This is a genomic window from Egicoccus sp. AB-alg2 (assembly GCF_041821065.1).
Taxonomy (GTDB): domain Bacteria; phylum Actinomycetota; class Nitriliruptoria; order Nitriliruptorales; family Nitriliruptoraceae; genus Egicoccus.
Genome location: NZ_JBGUAX010000001.1, coordinates 318,640 through 338,668 on the forward strand (window position 1 = coordinate 318,640; position 20,029 = coordinate 338,668).

17 protein-coding genes are annotated in these 20,029 nt (G+C 73.9%); 12 read left to right on the top strand and 5 right to left on the bottom strand.

What is annotated here, in order from left to right:
• Positions 1 to 68: 68 nt before the first annotated feature.
• The gene (locus ACERM0_RS01520; RefSeq protein ID WP_373676724.1) at positions 69 to 488 is read left to right on the top strand and encodes a hypothetical protein; all 420 of its coding nucleotides are present in this window, start codon (positions 69 to 71) and stop codon (positions 486 to 488) included.
• 46 nt (positions 489 to 534) lie between these two features.
• Here the strand turns inward: ACERM0_RS01520 and ACERM0_RS01525 are convergent, their stop codons facing one another.
• Together ACERM0_RS01525 and ACERM0_RS01530 are read right to left on the bottom strand one after the other, a co-directional pair.
• Positions 535 to 1,047, bottom strand: a complete 513-nt coding sequence (locus ACERM0_RS01525; RefSeq protein ID WP_373676725.1) for a pyridoxamine 5'-phosphate oxidase family protein — start codon at positions 1,045 to 1,047, stop codon at positions 535 to 537.
• Between the two features lie 60 nt (positions 1,048 to 1,107).
• Positions 1,108 to 2,544 (bottom strand): lipase maturation factor family protein, encoded by a 1,437-nt coding sequence (locus ACERM0_RS01530; protein ID WP_373676726.1) that lies wholly within the window; start codon positions 2,542 to 2,544, stop codon positions 1,108 to 1,110.
• Positions 2,545 to 2,670: 126 nt separating this feature from the next.
• Between ACERM0_RS01530 and ACERM0_RS01535 the strand changes: the two genes are divergently transcribed.
• Positions 2,671 to 3,357 carry a DUF1028 domain-containing protein gene (locus tag ACERM0_RS01535; protein WP_373676727.1) on the top strand — a complete coding sequence of 229 codons (687 nt, stop codon included), beginning with the start codon at positions 2,671 to 2,673 and terminating at the stop codon, positions 3,355 to 3,357.
• Here ACERM0_RS01535 and ACERM0_RS01540 read toward each other — a convergent pair.
• Positions 3,330 to 5,948, bottom strand: a complete 2,619-nt coding sequence (locus ACERM0_RS01540; RefSeq protein ID WP_373676728.1) for a cation-translocating P-type ATPase — start codon at positions 5,946 to 5,948, stop codon at positions 3,330 to 3,332. The two genes, ACERM0_RS01535 and ACERM0_RS01540, sit on opposite strands and share 28 nt — an antisense overlap.
• 195 nt (positions 5,949 to 6,143) lie before the next feature.
• Here ACERM0_RS01540 and ACERM0_RS01545 point away from each other — a divergent pair, with 195 nt between their 5' ends.
• Genes ACERM0_RS01545 through ACERM0_RS01555 form a run of 3 tightly spaced genes read left to right on the top strand, consistent with a single transcriptional unit; the run spans position 6,144 to position 10,613 of the window.
• Positions 6,144 to 8,615, top strand: coding sequence for a glycosyl hydrolase family 65 protein (locus ACERM0_RS01545; protein WP_373676729.1), 2,472 nt, complete (start codon positions 6,144 to 6,146; stop codon positions 8,613 to 8,615).
• 4 nt (positions 8,616 to 8,619) lie between these two features.
• Complete coding sequence (locus tag ACERM0_RS01550; protein WP_373676731.1) at positions 8,620 to 9,432, top strand: universal stress protein; 813 nt, start codon at positions 8,620 to 8,622, stop codon at positions 9,430 to 9,432.
• A gap of 32 nt (positions 9,433 to 9,464) precedes the next feature.
• Positions 9,465 to 10,613 carry a glycosyltransferase family 4 protein gene (locus tag ACERM0_RS01555; protein ID WP_373676732.1) on the top strand — a complete coding sequence of 383 codons (1,149 nt, stop codon included), beginning with the start codon at positions 9,465 to 9,467 and terminating at the stop codon, positions 10,611 to 10,613.
• 23 nt (positions 10,614 to 10,636) lie between these two features.
• Here the strand turns inward: ACERM0_RS01555 and ACERM0_RS01560 are convergent, their stop codons facing one another.
• Positions 10,637 to 12,781: a glycogen debranching N-terminal domain-containing protein gene (locus ACERM0_RS01560; protein ID WP_373676733.1), complete on the bottom strand. Its 2,145-nt coding sequence runs from the start codon at positions 12,779 to 12,781 to the stop codon at positions 10,637 to 10,639.
• 155 nt (positions 12,782 to 12,936) lie between these two features.
• On the opposite strand from ACERM0_RS01560, the gene ACERM0_RS01565 reads away from it, so the two are divergent.
• The 3 genes from ACERM0_RS01565 (at position 12,937) to ACERM0_RS01575 (ending at position 15,319) form a co-directional block, all read left to right on the top strand.
• A complete protein-coding gene (locus tag ACERM0_RS01565; RefSeq protein WP_373676734.1) occupies positions 12,937 to 14,526 on the top strand; it encodes a DUF4389 domain-containing protein in 1,590 nt (529 codons plus the stop codon).
• 264 nt (positions 14,527 to 14,790) lie between these two features.
• Positions 14,791 to 15,141 carry a PASTA domain-containing protein gene (locus ACERM0_RS01570; protein ID WP_373676735.1) on the top strand — a complete coding sequence of 117 codons (351 nt, stop codon included), beginning with the start codon at positions 14,791 to 14,793 and terminating at the stop codon, positions 15,139 to 15,141.
• 19 nt (positions 15,142 to 15,160) lie between these two features.
• The gene (locus ACERM0_RS01575) at positions 15,161 to 15,319 is read left to right on the top strand and encodes a hypothetical protein (protein WP_373676736.1); all 159 of its coding nucleotides are present in this window, start codon (positions 15,161 to 15,163) and stop codon (positions 15,317 to 15,319) included.
• A gap of 6 nt (positions 15,320 to 15,325) precedes the next feature.
• Here the strand turns inward: ACERM0_RS01575 and ACERM0_RS01580 are convergent, their stop codons facing one another.
• Positions 15,326 to 16,693 (bottom strand): FAD-binding oxidoreductase, encoded by a 1,368-nt coding sequence (locus ACERM0_RS01580; protein ID WP_373676737.1) that lies wholly within the window; start codon positions 16,691 to 16,693, stop codon positions 15,326 to 15,328.
• Between the two features lie 334 nt (positions 16,694 to 17,027).
• Here ACERM0_RS01580 and ACERM0_RS01585 point away from each other — a divergent pair, with 334 nt between their 5' ends.
• The 4 genes from ACERM0_RS01585 to ACERM0_RS01600 are packed head-to-tail and all read left to right on the top strand — an operon-like array spanning position 17,028 to position 20,021.
• The gene (locus tag ACERM0_RS01585) at positions 17,028 to 18,518 is read left to right on the top strand and encodes a PTS ascorbate transporter subunit IIC (protein ID WP_373676738.1); all 1,491 of its coding nucleotides are present in this window, start codon (positions 17,028 to 17,030) and stop codon (positions 18,516 to 18,518) included.
• The gene (locus ACERM0_RS01590) at positions 18,515 to 18,826 is read left to right on the top strand and encodes a PTS sugar transporter subunit IIB (RefSeq protein ID WP_373676739.1); all 312 of its coding nucleotides are present in this window, start codon (positions 18,515 to 18,517) and stop codon (positions 18,824 to 18,826) included. The genes ACERM0_RS01585 and ACERM0_RS01590 overlap by 4 nt, the downstream gene beginning before the upstream one ends.
• The gene (locus tag ACERM0_RS01595; protein ID WP_373676740.1) at positions 18,823 to 19,278 is read left to right on the top strand and encodes a PTS sugar transporter subunit IIA; all 456 of its coding nucleotides are present in this window, start codon (positions 18,823 to 18,825) and stop codon (positions 19,276 to 19,278) included. Before ACERM0_RS01590 ends, ACERM0_RS01595 begins: the two co-directional genes overlap by 4 nt.
• A gap of 17 nt (positions 19,279 to 19,295) precedes the next feature.
• A complete protein-coding gene (locus tag ACERM0_RS01600; protein WP_373676741.1) occupies positions 19,296 to 20,021 on the top strand; it encodes a sugar isomerase domain-containing protein in 726 nt (241 codons plus the stop codon).
• Positions 20,022 to 20,029 lie beyond the last annotated feature (8 nt).

A 20,029-nucleotide genomic window follows, 5' to 3' on the forward strand; every position in this document is an offset into this window, starting at 1 on the left:
ACCGAGGTGGGCGCGCGCACGGGTACGGTTCGCACGCCTGTCCTCCTGACGACCAGGACCCGATCATCGTGGTGCTCGCCCGCCTCCGTCGCGCCGTCCTGCGGACCCGACCGACACCCGCGTTCACGCTCGAGCGGCAGCCCGACGCGCTACCGAAGACGGGCCTGTTCGCCGAGCCCGTCCGGGTGGCGTCGCTGCGCGCGCTGGACCCGGAAGCCCAGGACGACGGCCGCCATCGCGTCACGTTCCTGGTCGAGGTGCGCGACGCCGAGGACAAGCGCTGCTCGGACCTCGCCGTAGAGGCCCGGGTACGGGGTCCGGAGCGCGAACGCGTCGTGTCCGGCGCCACGGACCTGATGGGACGCATCCGCTTCCGCATGACCGGACCGGCCGGCGAGTACGCCGTCGAGGTGCTGGACGTAGCAGCCGGCGGCCTCGCCTTCGATCCCGAGGCGGGCACGACCTCGACCACCACGAGGGCCGGCTGACCCGGCACCTCGACGGCCTGCCGGCCGGGCGCGGCACGGGCGCGCGTCAACCGGCGCCGGCCGCCAGCACGGAGACGTCCGCCGCGAGCAGCCGGTCGGCCTCGATCGCCCAGTACGGCGCGCCGCTGCCGACCTCGTTCAGCCAGCCCTGTCCGTAGAAGTCGCGCAGCACGTGGCTGAAGCCGCCGCCGTCGTAGGTCGCCAGGTCGACCTCCTGGGCCGTGCCGTGGACGGTGCACACGAAGCGCTCGCCGTCGGCGTAGGTGGCCGAGACGGCCGGCCGCCGCGCGAGGTGGCGTGCCCGCACGGAGCTCGGGCTGGTCCCGAAGTGCCAGCGTCCGCGGTAGAACCAGCCGTCGACGGGGCCTGTCAGCGGCCGCCCGTCGGCGGTCACGGTCGCCACCACCAGGACCCGCATGCCGTCGAGCTCACGGACCAGCCGGGCCGGGTCCACACGGGTGGCCGGCAGGTGGATGGCACGGAGGTGGTCACCCGCACGGGCGTAGGTCTGCTCCAGCAGGCCCCGCAGGCGGGCGAGGTCGTCGTCGGTCTCGCGCATGCGTACTCCGGTCGTCGTGGGAACCTCCCCACGCTACGGGCGGGGTGTGACGCGGCGTCCTCACCGGACCACGATGCCCGTGTACTCCCCTGCCGGCGTCCGGTGCCACCAGTCGCCGGTGGCGCGCCGCTCGTCGCGGGTGGTGAAGCGGTAGCGGTAGCGCCGTGCGCGCAGTGCGGTCGGGGCCTCGCCGTCGAAGGGATCGTGGCGCAGCAGTCGTCGCACCGCCGGTTCGCCGGCGAGCAGCTGGCGGAGCAGGGCCGCGAACCACGGGTGCTGGTGGGTCGGTGACGGGGTCATCGCGGCGAACCACAGCAGCCAGTCGAGCCGCAGGTGGTAGGGGGCGATCTGCCGCGGCCGCCGGGCGGGGTCGGTGGGCTTGGCGCGGAACTCGTAGGCCCGCCAGTCGCTGTCCTGGTCGGGCCGGGGGTCCCGGGTGCCCTCCAGCACGATCTCGAAACGGTCGCGGGTGATGCTGCCGAAGGCGCCATAGGTGCCGACGAGATGCAGCGGGTTGAAGGAGGCGTTCATCCGCTGCCGCCGCGACAGCAGGTTCTGCACCGGCCACCAGCTCATCGCGACCTGGGCCGCGAAGAGGGCGCCCACGGCGACTGCGAACCACGCCGGGACGGCGGCCGGCACCGCCGGCGCCAGCCCACCCAGGGGGCCGTCCGCACCGCCGACCCAGGCGTCGGGCAGCGCCGTCAGGGCGAGCACCATGGTCACGAGGTTGAGCCAGGCGAAGTTGCCGCTGAAGACCAGCCATCCCTGGGTGACCAGCACGGCGACGGCCGCCACGCCGGCCAGCGGCTGCGGGAGGAAGAGCAGGAACGGCAGCACGAGCTGGGTCACGTGGTTGGCGGCCACCTCCACCTTGTGCAGACGGCCCGGCAGATGGTGGAACCACCAGCTGAACACGCTCGGGATCGGTTGGGTCTCGTGGTGGTGGTCGAGGCAGGTCAGGGCACGCCAGCACGGGTCGCCGCGCCACTTGATGAGACCCGCGCCGAACTCCACGCGGAACAGCAGCCATCGCACCAGCAGCAGCGCGAGCCAGGGCACGGCGCTGTCGTGGCCACCGAGGAAGGCGGCCAGGAAGCCGGCCTCGAGCAGGATCGACTCCCACCCGAAGGCGTACCAGATCTGTCCGACGTTGACGTAGGACAGGTACAGGCCCCACAGCAGCAGGAACGTCCCCATCGTCGCCAGCGTCCCGGCGCGTTGCGGGAAGCCGAGGACCACCGCGACGGCCAGCGCCAGTCCGACCCACGCCAGCGCGACCGCGAAACGGTCCGAGTAGCGCCAGTGGAACAGGCTCGGCGCGCTCCGCCACGAGACGCGGGCCAGGAAGCGGCGTGCGGGCGTCAGCCCGCCGTCGCCCAACAGCGGCCGCCACTGGTGGACGACCGCTACGAACGCCAGCACGAACACCAGCCCGACGCCGCGCTGGAAGAACTCGCGGGCGAGGACGTAACCGTCGGCGGACAGACCGGACATGCGCGCATCTTGGCGCGTTGTCGTCCCGTTGGAACCGGTGGGGACACGGCCCGGCGACCGTGCCCGCCGGCCCCCGGTGCCACGCCGGCGACCATCCTCGTGGGCCCATCACCAGAGGCACGCTGCATGACCTTCTCGCTCGTCGCGACCGACCCGCGTTCCGGTGAGGTCGGCGTCGTCGCCCTCACGGCCATGCCGGGCGTCGGCAAGCTGGTCGCGCACGCCCGCCCCCGGCTGGGCGCCGCCGCCTCGCAGGCCATGATGAACCCGTACCTCGCCTTCGACGGCCTGCGTCTGCTCGCCGAGGGCGTCCCCGCCGACGAGGCCCTGGCCCGCCTGGTCGAGGGCGACCCCGGCCGGGAGGGGCGCCAGTTCGGCCTGGTCGACCTCGAGGGCCGCTCGGCCAGCCACACCGGCTCGCTGCCCGAGGACTGGAAGGGCCACCGGACCGGCCCGCACTTCGCCGCCCAGGGCAACCGCCTCGCCGGTCCCGAGGTGCTCGACGCGGCGGTCGAGACGTTCCTGGCCCGCGACGACGAGCCGCTGGTGGACCGACTGCTGGCCGCCATCGACGCGGGCGAGGACCAGGGCGGGGACACGAAGGGGCACCGCTCGGCGACCCTGGTCGTGCTGGGGCGTGAGGACTACCCGTTGTGGGACCTGCGCATCGACGACGCCGACGAGCCGCTGCGTCTGCTGCACGCGCAGTACGAGACCTTCCGCGAGGAACTGCTGCCCGAGATCGAGATGCTGCCGAAACGGGACGACCCGCTCGGTGGCTTCGACTACGAGGGCAGCGAGGGCGCCGTCTGACGCGCCGCCCGCCGCCGCCAGCGCTTCTCCACCGCGTCGACCAGCAGGACGGCCGGGCCCGCGGCAGCCGCCACCAGCCACCCGGCCGGTGGCGGGGACGCCTGCCCGAGCACGTCGGCGACCGGCCGCACCAGCAGTGAGAGCAGCCCGAGGACGAGGGCGAACGGCACCGCCACCAGCAACAGCCGGTTCGTCCGCCACGCGACCCAGCCGGGGCGGCGCGTGCTGCGGCAGGCGAACGCGTTGGCGCCCTGCCCGACGACGACGGCGAGGAACGCCGCGCCCGAGGCCGCCGCCAGCGCCGACGCCGGGAAGGCGGCGCCCGGACGCCAACCCGCGGCGAGGAACGAGACCACGAACGCGGCGATGGCCAGGAAGGCCTCCGTCGGACCCAGCACCCCGAAGGCCCGCCACGCGGTCCGCCGATCCAGGAGCCGGCCGGCGGTCGGCGGACGGCGCAGCACGGTGTCGGACGGCCGCTCGGCGCCCAGGGCGACGGCCGAGAACGTGTCGGTGCCGATGTCGAGGGCGAGGATCTGCAGGACACCCAACGCCAGCGGGAAACGCCCGCCCGACAGCGCCCACAGGACGAACGGCGTCAGCTCCGCGACGTTGTCGGTGAGGTGGTAGGTCAGGAACCGGCGCAGGTTGCCGAACGTGCCGCGCCCGAAGGCGATCGCGACCACGATCGTCGCGAAGTCGTCGTCGAGGAGCACGAGGTCCGCCGCGTCGCGGGCGACGTCCGTGCCGCTGCGACCCATCGCGATGCCGATGTCGGCCGCCTGCAGGGCCGGGCCGTCGTTGACGCCGTCACCGGTCATCGCGACGACGTGGCCGCGCGTCTGCAGCGCGCGGGCGATGCGCAGCTTGTCCTCCGGCGACACCCGGCTGACGACGACCCCGTCGCGGTCCAGCAGCCGGCCGAGCGCACCCTCGTCGGCGGGCAGCTCGTCGCCGGTCAGCACCGGCGCGTCGGCGACGGTCAGCCCGACCTCCTCGGCGATGGCGCGCGCGGTGGCCGGGTGGTCGCCGGTGATCATGGCGACGCGCACGCCGGCTTCGCGGCAGGCACGCAGCGCCTCGTGGACGTGCGGCCGTGGCGGATCCTCGATGCCGACGAGCCCGAGCAGCTCGAGGTCGCGCTCGAGCGCGTCGGCGTCGCAGTCGACGTCGGCGGGGACGGCCGGCCGGGCCGCGACCGCCAGCACCCGCAGCCCCCGGCGTGCCATCGTCTCCAGCTCGCCGGGAGCGCCGTTCACCTCGCGGCAGCGTGGCAGCACGCTGTCCGGTGCGCCCTTGACGTACACCTCGTCCCGGGTCACGACCGACATGCGCCGCCGGCGCGGGTCGAAGGGCCGTCGCACCACCTCCGGGTGCTGCGCCGTGTCGTCCGCGACCTTGACGTCGACGCGACGCGCGAGGACGTCGAGGGCCGCCTCCATCGGGTCGCCCTGCGCCGCCCACCGTCCGTCGACGAACACGACACGGCCGGTGGAGCAGCGGACCGCCGCGAGCGCGAGCCGCCGCAACGCGTCCCACGCGCTCGGGGCGTCGCTCAGCACCCGCGCCGTGGGCTCGTAGCCGGTCCCCTCGACGCGGACCCCGCCGGCCGGCGTCCAGACCCGCACCACGGACATCTCGTTGCGCGTGAGCGTGCCGGTCTTGTCGGTGCAGATGAACGTGGTCGAGCCGAGGGTCTCCACCGCCTCGAGGTGGCGGACCAGCGCCTGGCGCTCCGCCATGCGCTGGGCCGCGATCGCGAGCGACAGCGTCACGGTCGGCAGCAACCCCTCGGGCACCAGCGCGACCGTGACACCGACCGCGAACACGAAGCCCTCGCTCGCCGGTGTGCCCAGCAGGAGCATCAACGCGAAGAACGACGTGCCGACGCCGATGGCCACCAGCGAGATCGTGCGCACCACCTGCCGGAGCTGGGCGGCCAGGGGGCTCCGCCGTCGCGGGGCGGCCTGCGCGAGCTGTGCGATGCCGGCGAGTCGGGTGGCGGCGCCGATGGCCGCCACGTCCGCCTCCCCCTCCCCCTCGACCACGAACGTGCCGGCGTACAGCTCCGCGCCCGCTTCCGGGGACACCGGCACGCTCTCCCCCGTCAGGGTCGAGGTGTCGATGCCGAGGCCGTGCGAGGTGCGCAGCAACAGGTCGGCGCTGACGCGGTCGCCGGTCGCGAGCACGACCCGGTCGTCGACCACCAGTTCCTCGGCGTCGACCTCGACCCGCACACCGTCGCGCACGACGGTCGTCCGGCGCGGCAACAGCTCGCGCAGCCGTGCGGCGGATCGCTCGGCGCGGTGCTCCTGCACGAACGCGAACCCGGCGTTGACCACGACGACCACCGCGATGGCGATCCCGAGCTGTGGCGTTCCCGCGACGACCGCCAGCCCGGCCGCGACCCACAACAGGACGGCGAAGAAGCTGACCATCTGGCGCAGCAGCTGGCGCCACGCCGGTACCGGCAGCGGCGCCGGGAGCCGGTTCGGCCCGTCACGCCGGTGTCGCGCCGCCGCCTCGGCCGCGGTCAGCCCGGTCTGCGGCCGCGGCGCTGCCGGCACCTCGACCCGCCCGTGCTCGCCCATGGATGGTCTCGTTCCGGCGCAGCGCCGGAGCGCGCCTCACGATCGTCCGCCCACGCCCCCGCCGGCACCCAGGGGCGAACGCCCCGGCGGTGTGGGTCGCGGGCCACCGGGACGTCCCGCCCCTCGGGGCCGCTTTCCTCTGCCGCCCGACACCCGGGTGACGCACGCTGGTCCGGACCGCTGCAAGGTCACGCGATGAGCGTCATCACTCCCGGCCGCACCGTGCCGTGGCTCACGGCCCTGCTCGTGCGCTGGCCGGAAGGCGAGGTCACCGCGCCGTCGGAGGACCTGCTGCGCGAGCTCGCTCGGGCGGGGGTCCGGGTCCGGTGGTTCGGACGTCCCGACGAGGCCGGCCCGTCCGGGACCCTCCCGCCGGTCGACCGCGTCACGGTGAGCGCGGAACTGGCACACCTCGCCGACCAGGGCATCGGGCCCGGGCTGGTCGGCGCCGTCGGGCGCCTGCCCGGGCTGTCGCCCTCGGTCCGGCGGTTGCCGGGTGGCGCCGACGGCATCGACGAGGCGGTACGCGCCCAGCTCGAGCTGCGACGCCTGCGACGGGTACCGGACGTGGATCGCGATCCGAGCTGGACCATCGTGGTCACGGGCACCGACGACGTGCTGGAACGGGTCGAGGAGGCGCTGTGCACCCTCGCCGACGGCCGCTTCGGCACCCGCGGCGCGCTGGAGGACGCGGACGACGGTGCCGACCCCCTGGTGGTGACCGCCGGCATCTTCACCGCCGGCACCGGGGCGGGCCTGGACGCGACCCCCACCCTGCTGCCCGGCCCATGGTGGACGCGCCTCGTCCTGCCCGGCGCCGAGGCCCGCACGACGCGCCGGACCCTCGACCTGCGGGCCGGGCTGCTGCTCCGCGAGACCGACGCCGGCGCCGGCGTACGTTGCCTGCGACTGGTCAGCCTCGCCCGGCCGGGGCTGTGCCTGTTGCGTGCCGAGGGTCCGAGCTCCGCACTGGACGCCGGGACCACCCTGCGCCTGCCGCCGGACACGCCAGAGGGACGTATCCACCAGCTCGACTGGGGGTCATGGGCGCTGACACGTGGGACCGCCGGTTGGATCGGCGCCGCCGGCCGAACCGAGACGACGGAGGACGGCGACCGGCGGGTGGTCGAGCGCCGCGTCGTCCTCAGCCGCGGTGAGGATCCGCCGCCGGATCCCGACGCCGGTCGGCGCCAGCTCCAGACCACGGCCGACCTCGACTTCGAGGAACTGCTCGAGGAGCACCGGGCGCGCTGGGCGGAGCGGTGGCGCCATGCCGACGTCGTCATCGAGGACGAGCCCGCCCTGCAGCAGGCCGTGCGCTTCGGGCTGTTCCACCTCATGGCGTCGGTGGCGGATCGTGGCGAGGCCGCGGTCGGCGCGCGCGGCATGACCGGGCGCGCCTACCGCGGGCACGTCTTCTGGGACGCCGACGTCTTCGTCTTGCCGTTCCTGGCCGCGACCCATCCCCCGGCCGCCCGTGCGATGCTCGCCTACCGGCTGGCGCGCCTGCCGGCTGCGCGGGCCCTCGCGGCCGCCACCGGCCACGCCGGCGCCCGGTTCCCGTGGGAGTCGGCCGACACCGGCGACGAGGTGGCACCGACCGCGGCGATCGACTTCGCCGGTCGGCCGGTGGAGATCCGGACCGGGCAGTACCAGGAGCACGTCACCGCCGACGTGGCCTGGGCCGCCGCACACTTCGTCGAATGGACCGGCGACCGCGCGTTCGAGCGCGGAGCCGGGCGGCGACTGTGGCTGGAGACGGCCCGCTACTGGCGTACACGGCTCACGCGCGGCGAGGACGGTCGGCTGCACCTGCGCGCCGTCATGGGGCCCGACGAGTACCACTGGCCGGTCGACGACAACGCCTTCACGAACGCGATGGTGCGCTGGAACCTGCGGCGCGCCGCCGCGGCGATCGGCGCCGGCGACGTCCCGGGCCTCGTCCGCGAAGCCGTCGCCTGGCGGCGGGCGGCCCTCGAACTCGTCGACGGCTACGACCCGGCCACCGGACGCCACGAACAGTTCGACGGCTACGACCGGCTCGAGCCGCTCGTGATCACCGAGCTCGCCGACGTCCCGGTGGCGGCCGACGTCCTGCTCGGCCACGACCGCGTGCGGACCTCCCAGGTCGTCAAGCAGGCGGACGTCCTCATGCGTCACCACCTGCTGCGGCGCGAGGCACCGCCGGGATCGCTGGAGGCGGATCTCGACCACTACCTGCCGCGCACCGCCCATGGCAGCTCCCTGTCCCCCGGCGTGCACGCGGCCCTGCTGGCGCGCGCCGGTCGGCCGGACGAGGCGCTGGCGTGGCTGCGGTTGAGCGCCCGCATCGACCTCGACGACCTCACCGGCACGACCGCCGGCGGCCTGCACCTCGCCACCGCCGGCAGCGTCTGGCAGGCCCTCGTGCACGGCTTCCTCGGCGTGTGGCCGGAGAGCGACGGGACCCTTGCGGTCACGCCGCGGTTGCCCGCGGACTGGGACGCGGTCGTCGTTCACCTGCGCCATCGTGGACTGCCGGTCGAGCTGCGTGCCGGCCATCGCCGGCTGGCCATCACCACGCCCCATCCCCTGCGCATCCGCCTCGGCGGACGCCGGCACGTCACGGACCCCGGGACCACGGGCTTCCGCTGGCAGGCCGGCACCTGGCGCATCACGAGGAGGTGATGTCATGACCCGCACGCTCGTGGTCGTGGACGACGGACCCGGCCGGACCGCGACCGTCCGCGCCGCCCGCGCGGTGGCTCCGGTGCTGGGCACTCGCCTCGCTGGGGTCCATGCCCCGCCGGCCTCGTCGCCCGACGTCGAGGCCGCTCTGGCCGCACGGTTGGGCTTCCCCGTCGCGCCACTCGCCGGCGACCCGGTGGCCGGTGTGCTCGCGGCGATCGCGGACCCGGACGTGGCGTTGGCCGTGGTCGGAGGCGAGGACCATGTCGGTGCCGTTTCGACGTCCCCACGGCTGGCGCCCGAACTCGCCCGGCGCACCACGACGCCGCTGCTGGTGGTCCCGCCGCGGGCGCGGCTCGGCCTCCAGGGTCCGGTGCGCCGGGTACTGCTACCACTCGACGGCCGCGTGGAGACGACCCGACGCTGCCAGGCCCTCACCGACCGATTCACGGACGCAGGTGTCGACCTGATCGCCCTGCACGTGTTCGACCCCGCCCACACGCCACCCTTCCTCGACGAGGCCTGCCACGAGGTCGCGGCCTGGCAGCAGGAGTTCCGGGCGCGACACCTGCGGCCCGAGCACCGGCTGGAGCTGGCGCGGGGCGCGACGTGGGACAGCCTGCGCCGCTGCGCCGAGGACGTCGGCGCGGAGCTGTTGCTGCTGGGCTGGTCGCGCAGCCTGGCGCCCGGGCGGGCCGCGGTGGTGCGTTCGGCCTTGGCCGATCGCCGCATGCCGACGCTGCTCGTTCCCGACCCCGCCGATCGCGCCGCGGGGCCGGGACCTTCGCCCCTGGCCGTGGCGCCCGGGCCCGGGTGACCGTCCCCTCACCGACCGACGGGAGAGCACCGATGCGCATCCTGCAGATCGCGCCGCCGTGGTTCGCGGTGCCACCGAGCGGCTACGGCGGCACGGAGCAGGTCGTCTCGTTGCTGACGGAGGGGCTCGTGGCGGCGGGCCACCAGGTGACCCTGCTCGCGGCCGGCGGCTCGCACACCCGTGCCCGGCTGTGGCGGACGTTCGAGGCGCCGCCGAGCACGAAGCTGGGTGACCCGGTGGTCGAGCTCGCGCACGGTCTGCGGGGCCACCTGCACCGGCGCGAGTTCGACGTCGTCCACGACCACACCGTCACCGGGGCGGCGCTGGCCGCCGTCGGCGAGGGGCCGCCGGTGGTGCACACCCTCCACGGCGCCTGGACCGACGACAACGCGACCTTCTATGCCGCTCTGGCCGGGAGGGTGGCCCTCGTGGCCATCAGCGACGACCAGGCCACGCGTCGTCCCGCCGACGTCGACGTCGCCGCCGTGGTCCACAACGCGGTCGACGTGCAGGCGCATCCGTTCGTGCGCACGAAGGGCGACCACCTCGTCTTCATCGGTCGGGCCTCGCCGGACAAGGGGCCCGACCTGGCCATCGAGGTGGCACGCCGACTCGGGCGACGCCTGCGGATGGCCGTCAAGGTCAACGAGCCCGACGAGCACCGGTACTTCCGCGAGGTGCTGGTGCCGCGGCTGGCGTCGGCCGACGTCGAACTCGTGGAGATCCGCCATCCGCGCCAGAAGCTCGCGCTGCTGGCGGGCGCCCAGGCCGTGCTCTTCCCGATCCGGTGGCCCGAGCCCTTCGGACTCGTGCCCCTGGAGGCGAACGCCTGCGGCACGCCCGTGGTCGCCTTCGCGAACGGCGCCGTGCCCGAGGTCGTCGCCGACGGCCGCAGCGGCTTCCTGGTCGCCCCCGGTGACCTCGACGGGCTGTGTGTCGCCGCGACCCAGGCCGTCGAACTCGACCCGGTCGCCTGCCGGCAGCACGCACTCGACCACTTCGACGTACCCGACCTGGTCGCGGGCTACCTGCGGGTCTACGAGCGGGTCGTGGCGGACGGGCGCCCGCCGGGGGCGCACGCTCCCGGTCGGGAGGACGTCCACCTGCTGCCGTGGGGATCCGGTGAGGCGACATCGAGAGGCCGGCGGCCCAACGGCGACCGCCGCGCGGTCTTCCGGTAGCACGGGCGATCGGGCGGTCGGGCCTAGAAGGTCGGCACGTCCGCGGTGTCGCGGTCCCAGTGGATGCGCAGGTCGGTGCCGCGCACCTCGTGGTCGACGCCGCGGTCGGCGTCGACGCTGACGTCGACCCAGCCACCGGCGATCGGGACGTGACGCAGCACCAGCCGCCGGAACGGCGGCGGCCACAGCGGCGCCAGCGTCAGGCGGCCGTCGGGCACCTCCGCCCGGGGCCGCAGACAGGCGCGCAGCATGAGCAGCCCCGCCGCCGCCGACCACGCCTGCGGGCGGCAGGCGGCCGGGTACGGGACGGGGAAGTCCCCGGCGGCACGCGGCACCCCGGCGAACAGCTCCGGCAGGCGATAGCGGAAGTAAGGGGCGGCGGACACCAGTCCCTTCATCAGCGCCACGGCGGCGTCCCGTTGTCCCGTGACCGCGCAGCCCCAGATCGCGAGGGCGGTGTCGTGTGGCCAGACCGAGCCGGCGTGGTACGAGACGGGGTTGTAGCCCGCGGCGGTGGTGGCGAGCGTGCGCAGGCCCCAGCCGTTGTTCAGCGTCGGGGATGCCAGGCGCCTGGCGATCGCGGCCGCCTGCGGCACGTCCAGCAGCCCCGAGGCCAGGACGTGCCCCATGTTGCTGGCGGGGCCGTCGACGGGCCGTCCGTGCCCGTCGAGCGCGATCGCCAGGTAGGGCCCCTCATCGTCCTCGAGCCAGTACGTCTCGTGGAAACGGCGTCGCAACGCCGTCGCGTAGGCATGCCAGGAAGCGGCCCCGGGGCGGCCGAACCGGTCGAGCAGTTCGGCGCCGCGCCGGGCGGCGTCGTAGGCGTAGGCCTGCACCTCCACCAACGCGATCGGCGGGTCGGGGAGACGACCGTCGGCGTACTGCACGCCGTCGTGGCTGTCCTTCCAGCCCTGGTTCGCCAGGCCCCGCTCGCCCTGCTGTGCGTACTCGAGCAGCCCGTCGCCGTCGGGATCACCGAAGGCGCGCATCCACTCGAGCGCGGCTTCGAGGTTCGGCAGCAGGTCGGCGACCTCGTCCTCGGGCATCCCCCAGCGCCACGCCTCGTGCAACAGGACGACGAACAGTGGCGTCGCGTCGATCGTCCCGTAGTAGTTGGGCGGCAGGTCACCGCGGTGGGCGAGGCTCCCGCGCCGGATCTCGTGCAGGATCTTGCCGGGCGCTTCCTCGGTGTCCGCGTCCAGTCGGCGACCCTGCCGCCGGGCGAGGGTCCGCAGCGTGCCGGCGGCGACGTCCAGCCCGGTGGGCAGGGACATCCACGCCGTCCAGAGCGCGTCACGACCGAACAGGGTCAGGTACCAGGGACTGCCGGCCGCGGTGAACCGGTCCTCCGGGGCGCGTGGATCGCGCAGCCGCAGAGAGGCCAGGTCCTGCAGCCCCCGCCGCACCAGACGCGTCATGCGGCCTTCCGAGCAGGAGAAGTGCACCTCGGGCGGACCCGGACGAGTAGGCGGTCGCCCCATCGCGTCGCCCGGGGTGCCGCGGGGCCGCTCGGTCCCGTAGACGTCGGTCACCTCGACGTCGAGGTGGTGGCGCACCTCGGCCCCCGGGGCGAGGTGCACGCGCCAGCACAGGCCGTCGTCGAACGGCTCGACACCGTCGCTGCCCCGGATCACCGTCTGTCCCACGCCGTCGCCCTGCTCGAGCAGCAGGTGGCCAGCCATCGCCCGTGACGTCACCGGCGGCAGGGTCCGGCCGTGCTTGACGTCGAAGATGTAGGCGAAGTCGTTGCCGACCCGGAGCTCCAGCCGCACCGTCACGGGCTGCCGTCCCCGGTTCTCCAGGACGTACTCCTCGCGCAGCGAGCCGTCGACGATCCGGTGCCGGGTCACCAACAGGCTCGGGTCGACGGCGTGGTCGGCCGAGGGGGCGACGTAGGCGTGGAAGACGGCACGCGACGCGTCCACGGCGCGACCCGCGAGGGGTCGTGGACGCTCACCATCGATGCGTAGCTCCAGGCGGTCCAGCATCCGGGTGTCGCGCAGGAAGAAGCCCTGGTCCCCGCCTCGCCGGACGTCCCCGTCCGGGCCGGACACGACGAACACCTCGCCGCGGACGCAGGTGACCTCGCCGAGCGGACCGACGTGGGCGTAGTCGGTCATGCCGGACCACCGGCGCAGGGTCTGACCGACGATCGACGTCGCATGCACGAACCGCCTCGCTCGTCGCCGATCCTCCGGTACCGCCGGCGGCTGCGGCAGGGACCAAGGCCTCTTTGCGGCCGGAGGGCGGCACGGAGCATGGGTGGTGACCCTCCCGACGGTGCTCTCGACTGCTTTCGACGGGGAATCGCGAGGTGAGTGACATGCGACCACGGGACGCCTTCTTCGTGGTGCTCGGCAGCGTGCTGGCGCTGATCGGACTCGGCACGATCGCCGGGGGCGCCGCGCTCCTCTGGGCCCACAACACCCAACGCGACGCGGACGGTTGGTTCACCAGTTCCCGCTTCGAGATCAGCTCCGACGGCTACGCCCTGACGGCGGAGGACGTGGAATTCCTCGAACCGGAAGGCGCGGTCGACGCGATTCCCTTGCTCACGCCCCTCGAGACCCGGGTCGCCGTCGACGCACCGGCCGGAGACGAGGTCTTCGTCGGCATCGCCCGGACCAGCGACCTCGACGCGTACCTCGACGGGGTGCGGCACGACGAGATCGTCTCGCTGGACGCCCCGCGCGCGACGACGCGCGAGGTGCCCGGTGATGGTCCGCCGGCGGCGCCGGCCGCCCAGGACATCTGGGTGGCCAGCGAGCGGGGCAGCGGGTCGGTGGAACTCACCTGGACGCCCGAGTCCGGCCGCTGGGGCATCGCGGTGATGAACGCGGACGCGTCCGCACCCGTCGCCGTCGAGGCCCAGGGTGCCGTGCGCACCGACGTGCTGGGGCCGACGGGCTGGACGTTGATCGCCACCGGCCTGGCCGTCCTGGTGCTCGGTTCCGTGTTGATCGGCCTCGGTGTGGCGGGGGCCGGACCCGCCGCGCCCGGCGGACCCCAGGCGCCCGGCCGGCCGACCGTCGCGGCGGCCGGTGGGAGCGCCTGGCGACCGGCGGCGCCCGACGACGCGGCCGTCGGCTCCGGTGGCTCGGGCAGCAGCCCGGCTGGCGCGGGCAGCAGCCCCGCTGGCGCGGGCAGCGGCCCCGGCGGCCCGGCCGCTGGTGGTGAGCGCGCCACGGGACCCGGCCGCCATCCCCTGCGGCTGTGGGCCGAACTCGATCCCGCCCTCAGCCGGTGGCAGTGGCTGGTGAAGTGGCTGCTTGCCCTGCCGCACGTGTTCCTGCTGCTGTTCCTGTGGCTGGCCTTCGTGGTGCTGACCTTCGTGGCCGGTCTCGCGATCCTCTTCACGGGTCGCTACCCCCGGCCCATCTTCACGTTCAACGTCGGGGTCCTGCGCTGGAGTTGGCGGGTCACGGCCTACGCGTTCGGTCTGCTGTCGACCGACCGCTACCCGCCCTTCACGCTCGAGCCGACCGACTACCCGGCCGACCTGGAGCTCGCCTATCCGGAACGGCTCTCCCGAGGACTCGTGCTGGTGAAGTGGTGGCTCCTCGTGCTGCCCCACTACCTGGTGCTGGCCGTGCTGACCGGCGCCGCGACGTGGTCGCTCGGCACCACGCCCGACGGCGACGACATCACGATCGGCGGCGGCCTCGTCGGCCTGCTGGTGCTGATCGCGGTCGTCGTCCTGCTCGTGCGCGGTGCCTACCCGCGGCCGCTGTTCGACCTGGTCGTGGGCCTGCAGCGCTGGATCCACCGCGTGATCGTCTACGCGGCCCTCATGACGGACGTCTACCCGCCCTTCCGGCTCGACCAGGGCGGCGAGGAGGCGCCCGCGCCCGGCCCGCCCCCGGCGCCACCCGGACGGCCCGAGACCCGCGCACCCGTGGCGGCCGACCACTGAGCCGGTCGTCGTGCGTCCGCGCGGGCCGAGGTCCCGTCGGTGTCCGTCGACGCCGTCGAACCGGTCCGTCGCGCCACCGCCGCGGCCGAGCGCCTGCTGGACATGGCGCTGCTCGCGACCGGCGCACCTGGCAACCCGGTAGCCGGACACCACCACCGCTGCGCCCACGAGCGCGGCCTGCGCCCTGTGGCCGATGAATGCGGACACCGTCCGTCCGGACGACCTAGCCTTCCGCACCACGGGACGAGGGTGAGGGCGGCGAACGTGACGGGAGCCAGGACGCGGTGGTCGGCACTGCTGTGCGCAGCGGTGCTCGCGGTCGGATGCGGCGGTGGCGGCACGACCGGCGCCGAGCCCACGGGCGACGACGAGGAGCCGGCGGGCTCGCAGGCCGAGGAGGCCGGCGACCAGCAGACCATGCCGGACGTCGTCGGCATGCCGGTCGACGACGCCGTCGCGCAACTGGAGGAGGCCGGCTTCACGGTCAGCACGGGCCTCGTGCGTACCACGGAGATGGAGCCAGACCTCGTCTACCGCACGGAGCCGGCCCCCGGCCGGCAGGTGCAGGACGGCCAGCGGGTCACGCTGCGCGTCGCGGCCGAGCCGCGCGAGTAGCCGACGGTCAGGGGCAGCGATGCCGGGCACGGGCGACGACGAGGCACCGGTCACGCTGCACGGCGCGCGACGTCGCCGCCGGCGCTGGTCGTTCGTGGCCGTGCCGGTCACGTTGGGGCTCTTCTTCTGGTTCCTCGCCTGGGCGATCGAGCGGGCCAGGGAGTACGGCCTGCTCTGAGCCGCGTCAGAGCGCGCGGCCGGGGTTGAGGATTCCTGCCGGGTCCAGCGCCCGCTTGATGGTGCGCTGGACCTCGAGGTTCGCGGTGCCCACCTCGGCGGCGAGGAACTTGCGCTTGATGCGGCCGACGCCGTGCTCGCCGGTGATGGTGCCGCCGAGCTCGAGGGCGATCTCCACGACCTCGTCGAAGGCCTCGAGCGTCCGAGCCCGGGCGTCCTCGTCCCCGCGTGGCACGGAGAAGAGCGGATGGAGGTTGCCGTCGCCGGCGTGCCCGAAGGTGAACACGCGCACCTCGCGACGCTCGGCGACCTCCTCGATGCGGGCGATCAGCTCCGGTACGCGTGAGCGCGGCACGCCGACGTCGTCCCAGATCGCCTCGCCGAGGCGTTCGATGGCCGGCCCGGCCAGCCGCCGGGCCTGCAGCAGCGCCTCGGCCTCGGCCGGGTCGCTGGTGAAGGCCGTGTAGCTGGCACCCGCCTGGTCGCACAACGTCGCGGCGCGCTCGACCTCCTCGGCCCGGAGCGGCTCGGGGCTGTCCGACTGCGCCAGCAGCAGCGCGGCGGCGTCGCGATCGAGCCCCATGTGCTTCCAGTCGTCTACGACCCCGACGGTGGCACGGTCCATGATCTCCAGCAACGACAGCTGCAACCCCGAGCGGGCGATCGCGGCGACGGCGTCGCCCGCGGCGGCCGCGGTCGGGAAGAACGCCACCATCGTGCTGGCACCGGACGGCGCAGGCCGCAACCGCACCCGGACCCGCGTGACGATGCCCAGCGTCCCCTCGGACCCGACCAGCAGTTGGGTCAGGTCGTAGCCGGCCACGCCCTTGATGGTGCGGCGTCCGGTCTCGATCACGGTGCCGTCGGCCAACACCACCTCGAGGCCGAGCACGTAGTCGCGGGTCACGCCGTACTTCACGCAGCACAACCCGCCGGCGTTCGTCGCGACGTTCCCACCGATCGAGCAGAACGTCTGGCTCGCGGGATCGGGCGGGTAGAACAGGCCCTGGTCGCCGACCGCGGTCGACAGGTCGGCGTTGATCACCCCTGGCTCGACGACCGCCATCTGGTCCACGGGGTCGATGTCGAGGATGCGGTCCATGCGCTCGAGGCACAGGACGAGGGCGCCGTCGATGGCGGACGCGCCGCCGCACAGGCTGGAGCCGGCACCCCGAGGGACGATCGGCACCCGGTGCGCGGCGGCCACCTTCACGGCCGCAGCCACGTGCTCGGTCGTCGTGGCGAACGCCACCCCGACGGGCTGTCCGGGCTGCACCCAGTCGGTGCGGTCGTAGCGGTAGCCCTCCACGATGTCCGGATCGGTGACCAGCGCACCGTCCGGCAGCGCCTCGGCCAGTTGCTCGAGAAACGTCACGGCACTCCCCCGTCTCGGCACGGCCGAGCGTAGAAGGCCGAGTCCCTCCACGTCACCGGAAGGCTCCGCTGCCGGACCCGTGGGTCACCGCACCTCGTATCCGTGACCTGGGGCCACAGCCGTACGGTCCTCGACTGCGGTTGGGGCGGGCATCACGGGTGGCGATGGTCGGGCGCGGGTCGTGGCCTCGTTGGGACGCGGTCGGGCAGACGAACCCCCGGCGTCGGATCGCGCATTCGGACACTGGTCCGGCCCGTAGTGGGCCGCGCTCTCGCGCAGTACGGTCAGCGGCGGACGGCCGGGGGTGGGCCCGCCGTCGCGGGAGGGTTGGCAGGTGGACGCGTTCACCAACGTCCTCGAGTTCCTCGCGACCAACATCTTCAGCGAGGTCGCGATCCTCATCGGTCTCATCACGATGGTCGGCCTGCTGCTGCAGCGGGCCCCCATCGAGGACACCGTGGCCGGCTCGCTGCGGGCGGCCATCGGTGTCATCGTCCTGTTCATCGGCGTCGACGTGTTCGTCGAGGGCCTGGTCGCCTTCCAGACGATCGTCGCCAGCGCGGTGGGCCTCGAGCCGCCGACGGCGACGAACACGCTCGCCGACTTCCTCGGCCAGCACGGTGGCAGCGTCGCGCTGATCATCGCACTGGGGTTCCTGCTGCACCTGATCGTGGTGCGGGTCCTCGGCACGCGGTACGTGTACCTGACCGGCCACCTGTTGTTCTGGATCTCCGTGGTCGTGGCGGCGTCGCTGGTGCAGGTCTTCGGCGACGTCGGCCAGTGGACGCTGGTGGCGGTCGGCTCCATCGTCGTGGCCGCCTACTGGACGATCCAGCCCCTCGCACTGGCGCCGCTGATGCGTCGGGTCATCAAGAGCGACGACTGGGGGTTCGGGCACACGTCCAGCCTCGCGGCGTGGATGGCCGGCACCTTCGGGCGGTTCCTGGGTGACCGCGAGCGGCACGACACCGAGCAGCTGCGGCTGCCGAAGCAGCTGTCCTTCTTCAAGGACGTCAACGTCAGCACCGCGCTCGTCATCGCCGTCATCCTCCTGCTGGCCGCCGCATTCGCGGACCCGACCGTGCTGGCCGAGCAGGCGACCACCTACAACGAGGACATCAATCCCTGGATGTGGACGCTGATCGCCTCGCTGCGGTTCGCTGCCGGCATCGCGATCCTGCTCTTCGGCGTGCGGATGTTCCTGGCCGAGATCGTCCCGGCCTTCAAGGGCATCTCCGAGCGGCTGATCCCGGCGTCACGACCGGCACTCGACGCCCCGACGGTCTTCCCCTTCGCGCCGACGGCGGTGATGCTGGGCTTCGTGTCGAGCACCATCGTCTTCCTCGTCTTCATGGGGATCTTCGCGGCCGCCGGCTGGTTCGTGCTCGTCCCGCCGATGATCATGCTGTTCTTCCCGGGTGCGGCTGCCGCCGTGTTCGGCAACGCCGTCGCGGGCTGGCGTGGTGCGGTCCTGGGCGGGGCCATCAACGGCACCTTCCTCGCCGTCGGTCAGGCCGTCACCTGGGGGCTGCTGTCCGACACCGCGCCCGAGCTCGCGACCCTGGCCGATCCCGACTGGTACGTGATCACCTGGCTGCTGCTCGGCCTGGGCTCCCTGACCCAGGGTCTCGGCGAAGCCGGCATCTGGGTCGTCGCCGGCATCATCGTCGTCGCGTTCGCCGCCTGGATGACGGTGCTCAAGCGACGGGTGACGACGTCCGACGCGGCGCTGACCGGCGAGGCACCCTTCGCGCGACCCGACGCCGCGCCACCCACGACCGGTAGCAGCGGCGCGACGCGCCGCGACCAGAGGAGCGAACGATGAGCCGACCGGACCCGCTGAAGGTCCTGACCGTCTGCGGCGTCGGCATGGGGTCCAGCCTGATGCTGCGCATGACCGCGGAGGACGTCCTGAAGCGCATGGAGGTCCCCGCCAAGGTCGAGGCCACCGACGTGTCGAGCGCCCGCGGCATGCAGGCGGACGTCATCATCGGGCAGGGCATGCACACGGAGGCGTTCGAGGGGCGTGCCCCGGTCGTGGTCGGCATCTCGAACTTCATGGACAAGGACGGGCTGCAGCAGCAGCTGACCGAGGCATTCGAGGCGCAAGGGTGGCTGGAGCCCCAGCCGTGAGTGAACTGCTCGAGGAGGCGGTGCTCGTCGGCCGGGCCCGACGCCCGGCCGGGGGGTGGCGCGACGCCATCCGCGTCGCCTGCGACCCATTGGTCGAACGCGAGGCCGTGAGCGAGCACTACCCCCAGCGCTGCATCGAGATGGTCGAGGAGCACGGGCCCTACATCGTGCTCGCGCCGGGCATCGCGCTGGCGCACGCCCGCCCCGAGGACGGGGCGCTGCGCCTGGCCGTGGCCGCCACGACCCTCACCGAGCCGGTCGCGTTCGGTCACGAGGACAACGACCCCGTCGACCTCGTGTTCGCCTTCGGCTCTCCCGACCGTGACCAGCACGTCGGCCTGCTGTCGGCGTTGGCCACGGCGCTGCTCGGCGGGCTCGCCGACCGCCTGCGCGCGGCCGAGGACGACGAGGCGCTGCAGGCGGCCCTCGCGGAGGTGGGTGACGGTGGCTGACGCGGAGGTGGGTGACGGTGGCTGACGCGGCGGCATTCGGCAGCCGGATGCGCGAGCACCTCGAGGCGGTCGAGCAGGCCAACGGTGCCGTCCTCGACCGCGTGGCGGAGCGCCTCCTCGCGGCGATCGTGACCGACCGGCTGGTCCACGTCACGGGGACCGGGCACTCGACCGCGCTGGTGCTCGAGGCCTTCTACCGCGCCGGCGGCCTCGCCTGCGTGAATCCGATCACGCATCCGGCCCTCGACCCGCTGGCCGGCGGACAGGCCAGCACCGTGCTCGAGCGCAGCGACCGGCTCGCGCAGGTGCTGCTCGACCGCGCGGCCCCTCAGACCGGCGACATCGCGTTCGTCTACTCGAACTCGGGGGCGAACCCCGTCCCGGTGCTGCTCGCCGAAGGCCTGCGTGCCGCCGGCGTCCACGTCGTCGCCGTCTCCTCACGCCCGCAGTTGGCAGCCGCCCCGCAGCGGGCACACGCCAAGCTCGACACGGTCACGGACGTCCTGATCGACACCAACACCCCCGTCGGCGACGCCGCCTACGAGGCCGGCGACCAACGCACCGCCGCGCTGTCGTCGCTGACCTCGATCTACCTCTGGAACCTGCTGCTGGCCCGCCTCGCGGACCGGGCTGCCGCGGCCGGCGTCCGCCTGCCGCTGTGGACCAGCGCCAACACGCCAGGTGGCGACGAGCGCAACGCGGCACTGTTCGCGACCTACCGGCCGCGCATCCGCCAGCTGTGAACCGGCCG

What these genes read in the sequence shown, in the direction of transcription:
- ACERM0_RS01525 (WP_373676725.1), bottom strand. Translation starts at nt 1,047, where the DNA reads ATGCGCGAGACCGACGACGACCTCGCCCGCCTGCGGGGCCTGCTGGAG.
- ACERM0_RS01530 (WP_373676726.1), bottom strand. Translation starts at nt 2,544, where the DNA reads ATGTCCGGTCTGTCCGCCGACGGTTACGTCCTCGCCCGCGAGTTCTTC.
- ACERM0_RS01535 (WP_373676727.1), top strand. Translation starts at nt 2,671, where the DNA reads ATGACCTTCTCGCTCGTCGCGACCGACCCGCGTTCCGGTGAGGTCGGC.
- ACERM0_RS01540 (WP_373676728.1), bottom strand. Translation starts at nt 5,948, where the DNA reads ATGGGCGAGCACGGGCGGGTCGAGGTGCCGGCAGCGCCGCGGCCGCAG.
- ACERM0_RS01545 (WP_373676729.1), top strand. Translation starts at nt 6,144, where the DNA reads ATGAGCGTCATCACTCCCGGCCGCACCGTGCCGTGGCTCACGGCCCTG.
- ACERM0_RS01550 (WP_373676731.1), top strand. Translation starts at nt 8,620, where the DNA reads ATGACCCGCACGCTCGTGGTCGTGGACGACGGACCCGGCCGGACCGCG.
- ACERM0_RS01555 (WP_373676732.1), top strand. Translation starts at nt 9,465, where the DNA reads ATGCGCATCCTGCAGATCGCGCCGCCGTGGTTCGCGGTGCCACCGAGC.
- ACERM0_RS01565 (WP_373676734.1), top strand. Translation starts at nt 12,937, where the DNA reads ATGCGACCACGGGACGCCTTCTTCGTGGTGCTCGGCAGCGTGCTGGCG.
- ACERM0_RS01575 (WP_373676736.1), top strand. Translation starts at nt 15,161, where the DNA reads ATGCCGGGCACGGGCGACGACGAGGCACCGGTCACGCTGCACGGCGCG.
- ACERM0_RS01590 (WP_373676739.1), top strand. Translation starts at nt 18,515, where the DNA reads ATGAGCCGACCGGACCCGCTGAAGGTCCTGACCGTCTGCGGCGTCGGC.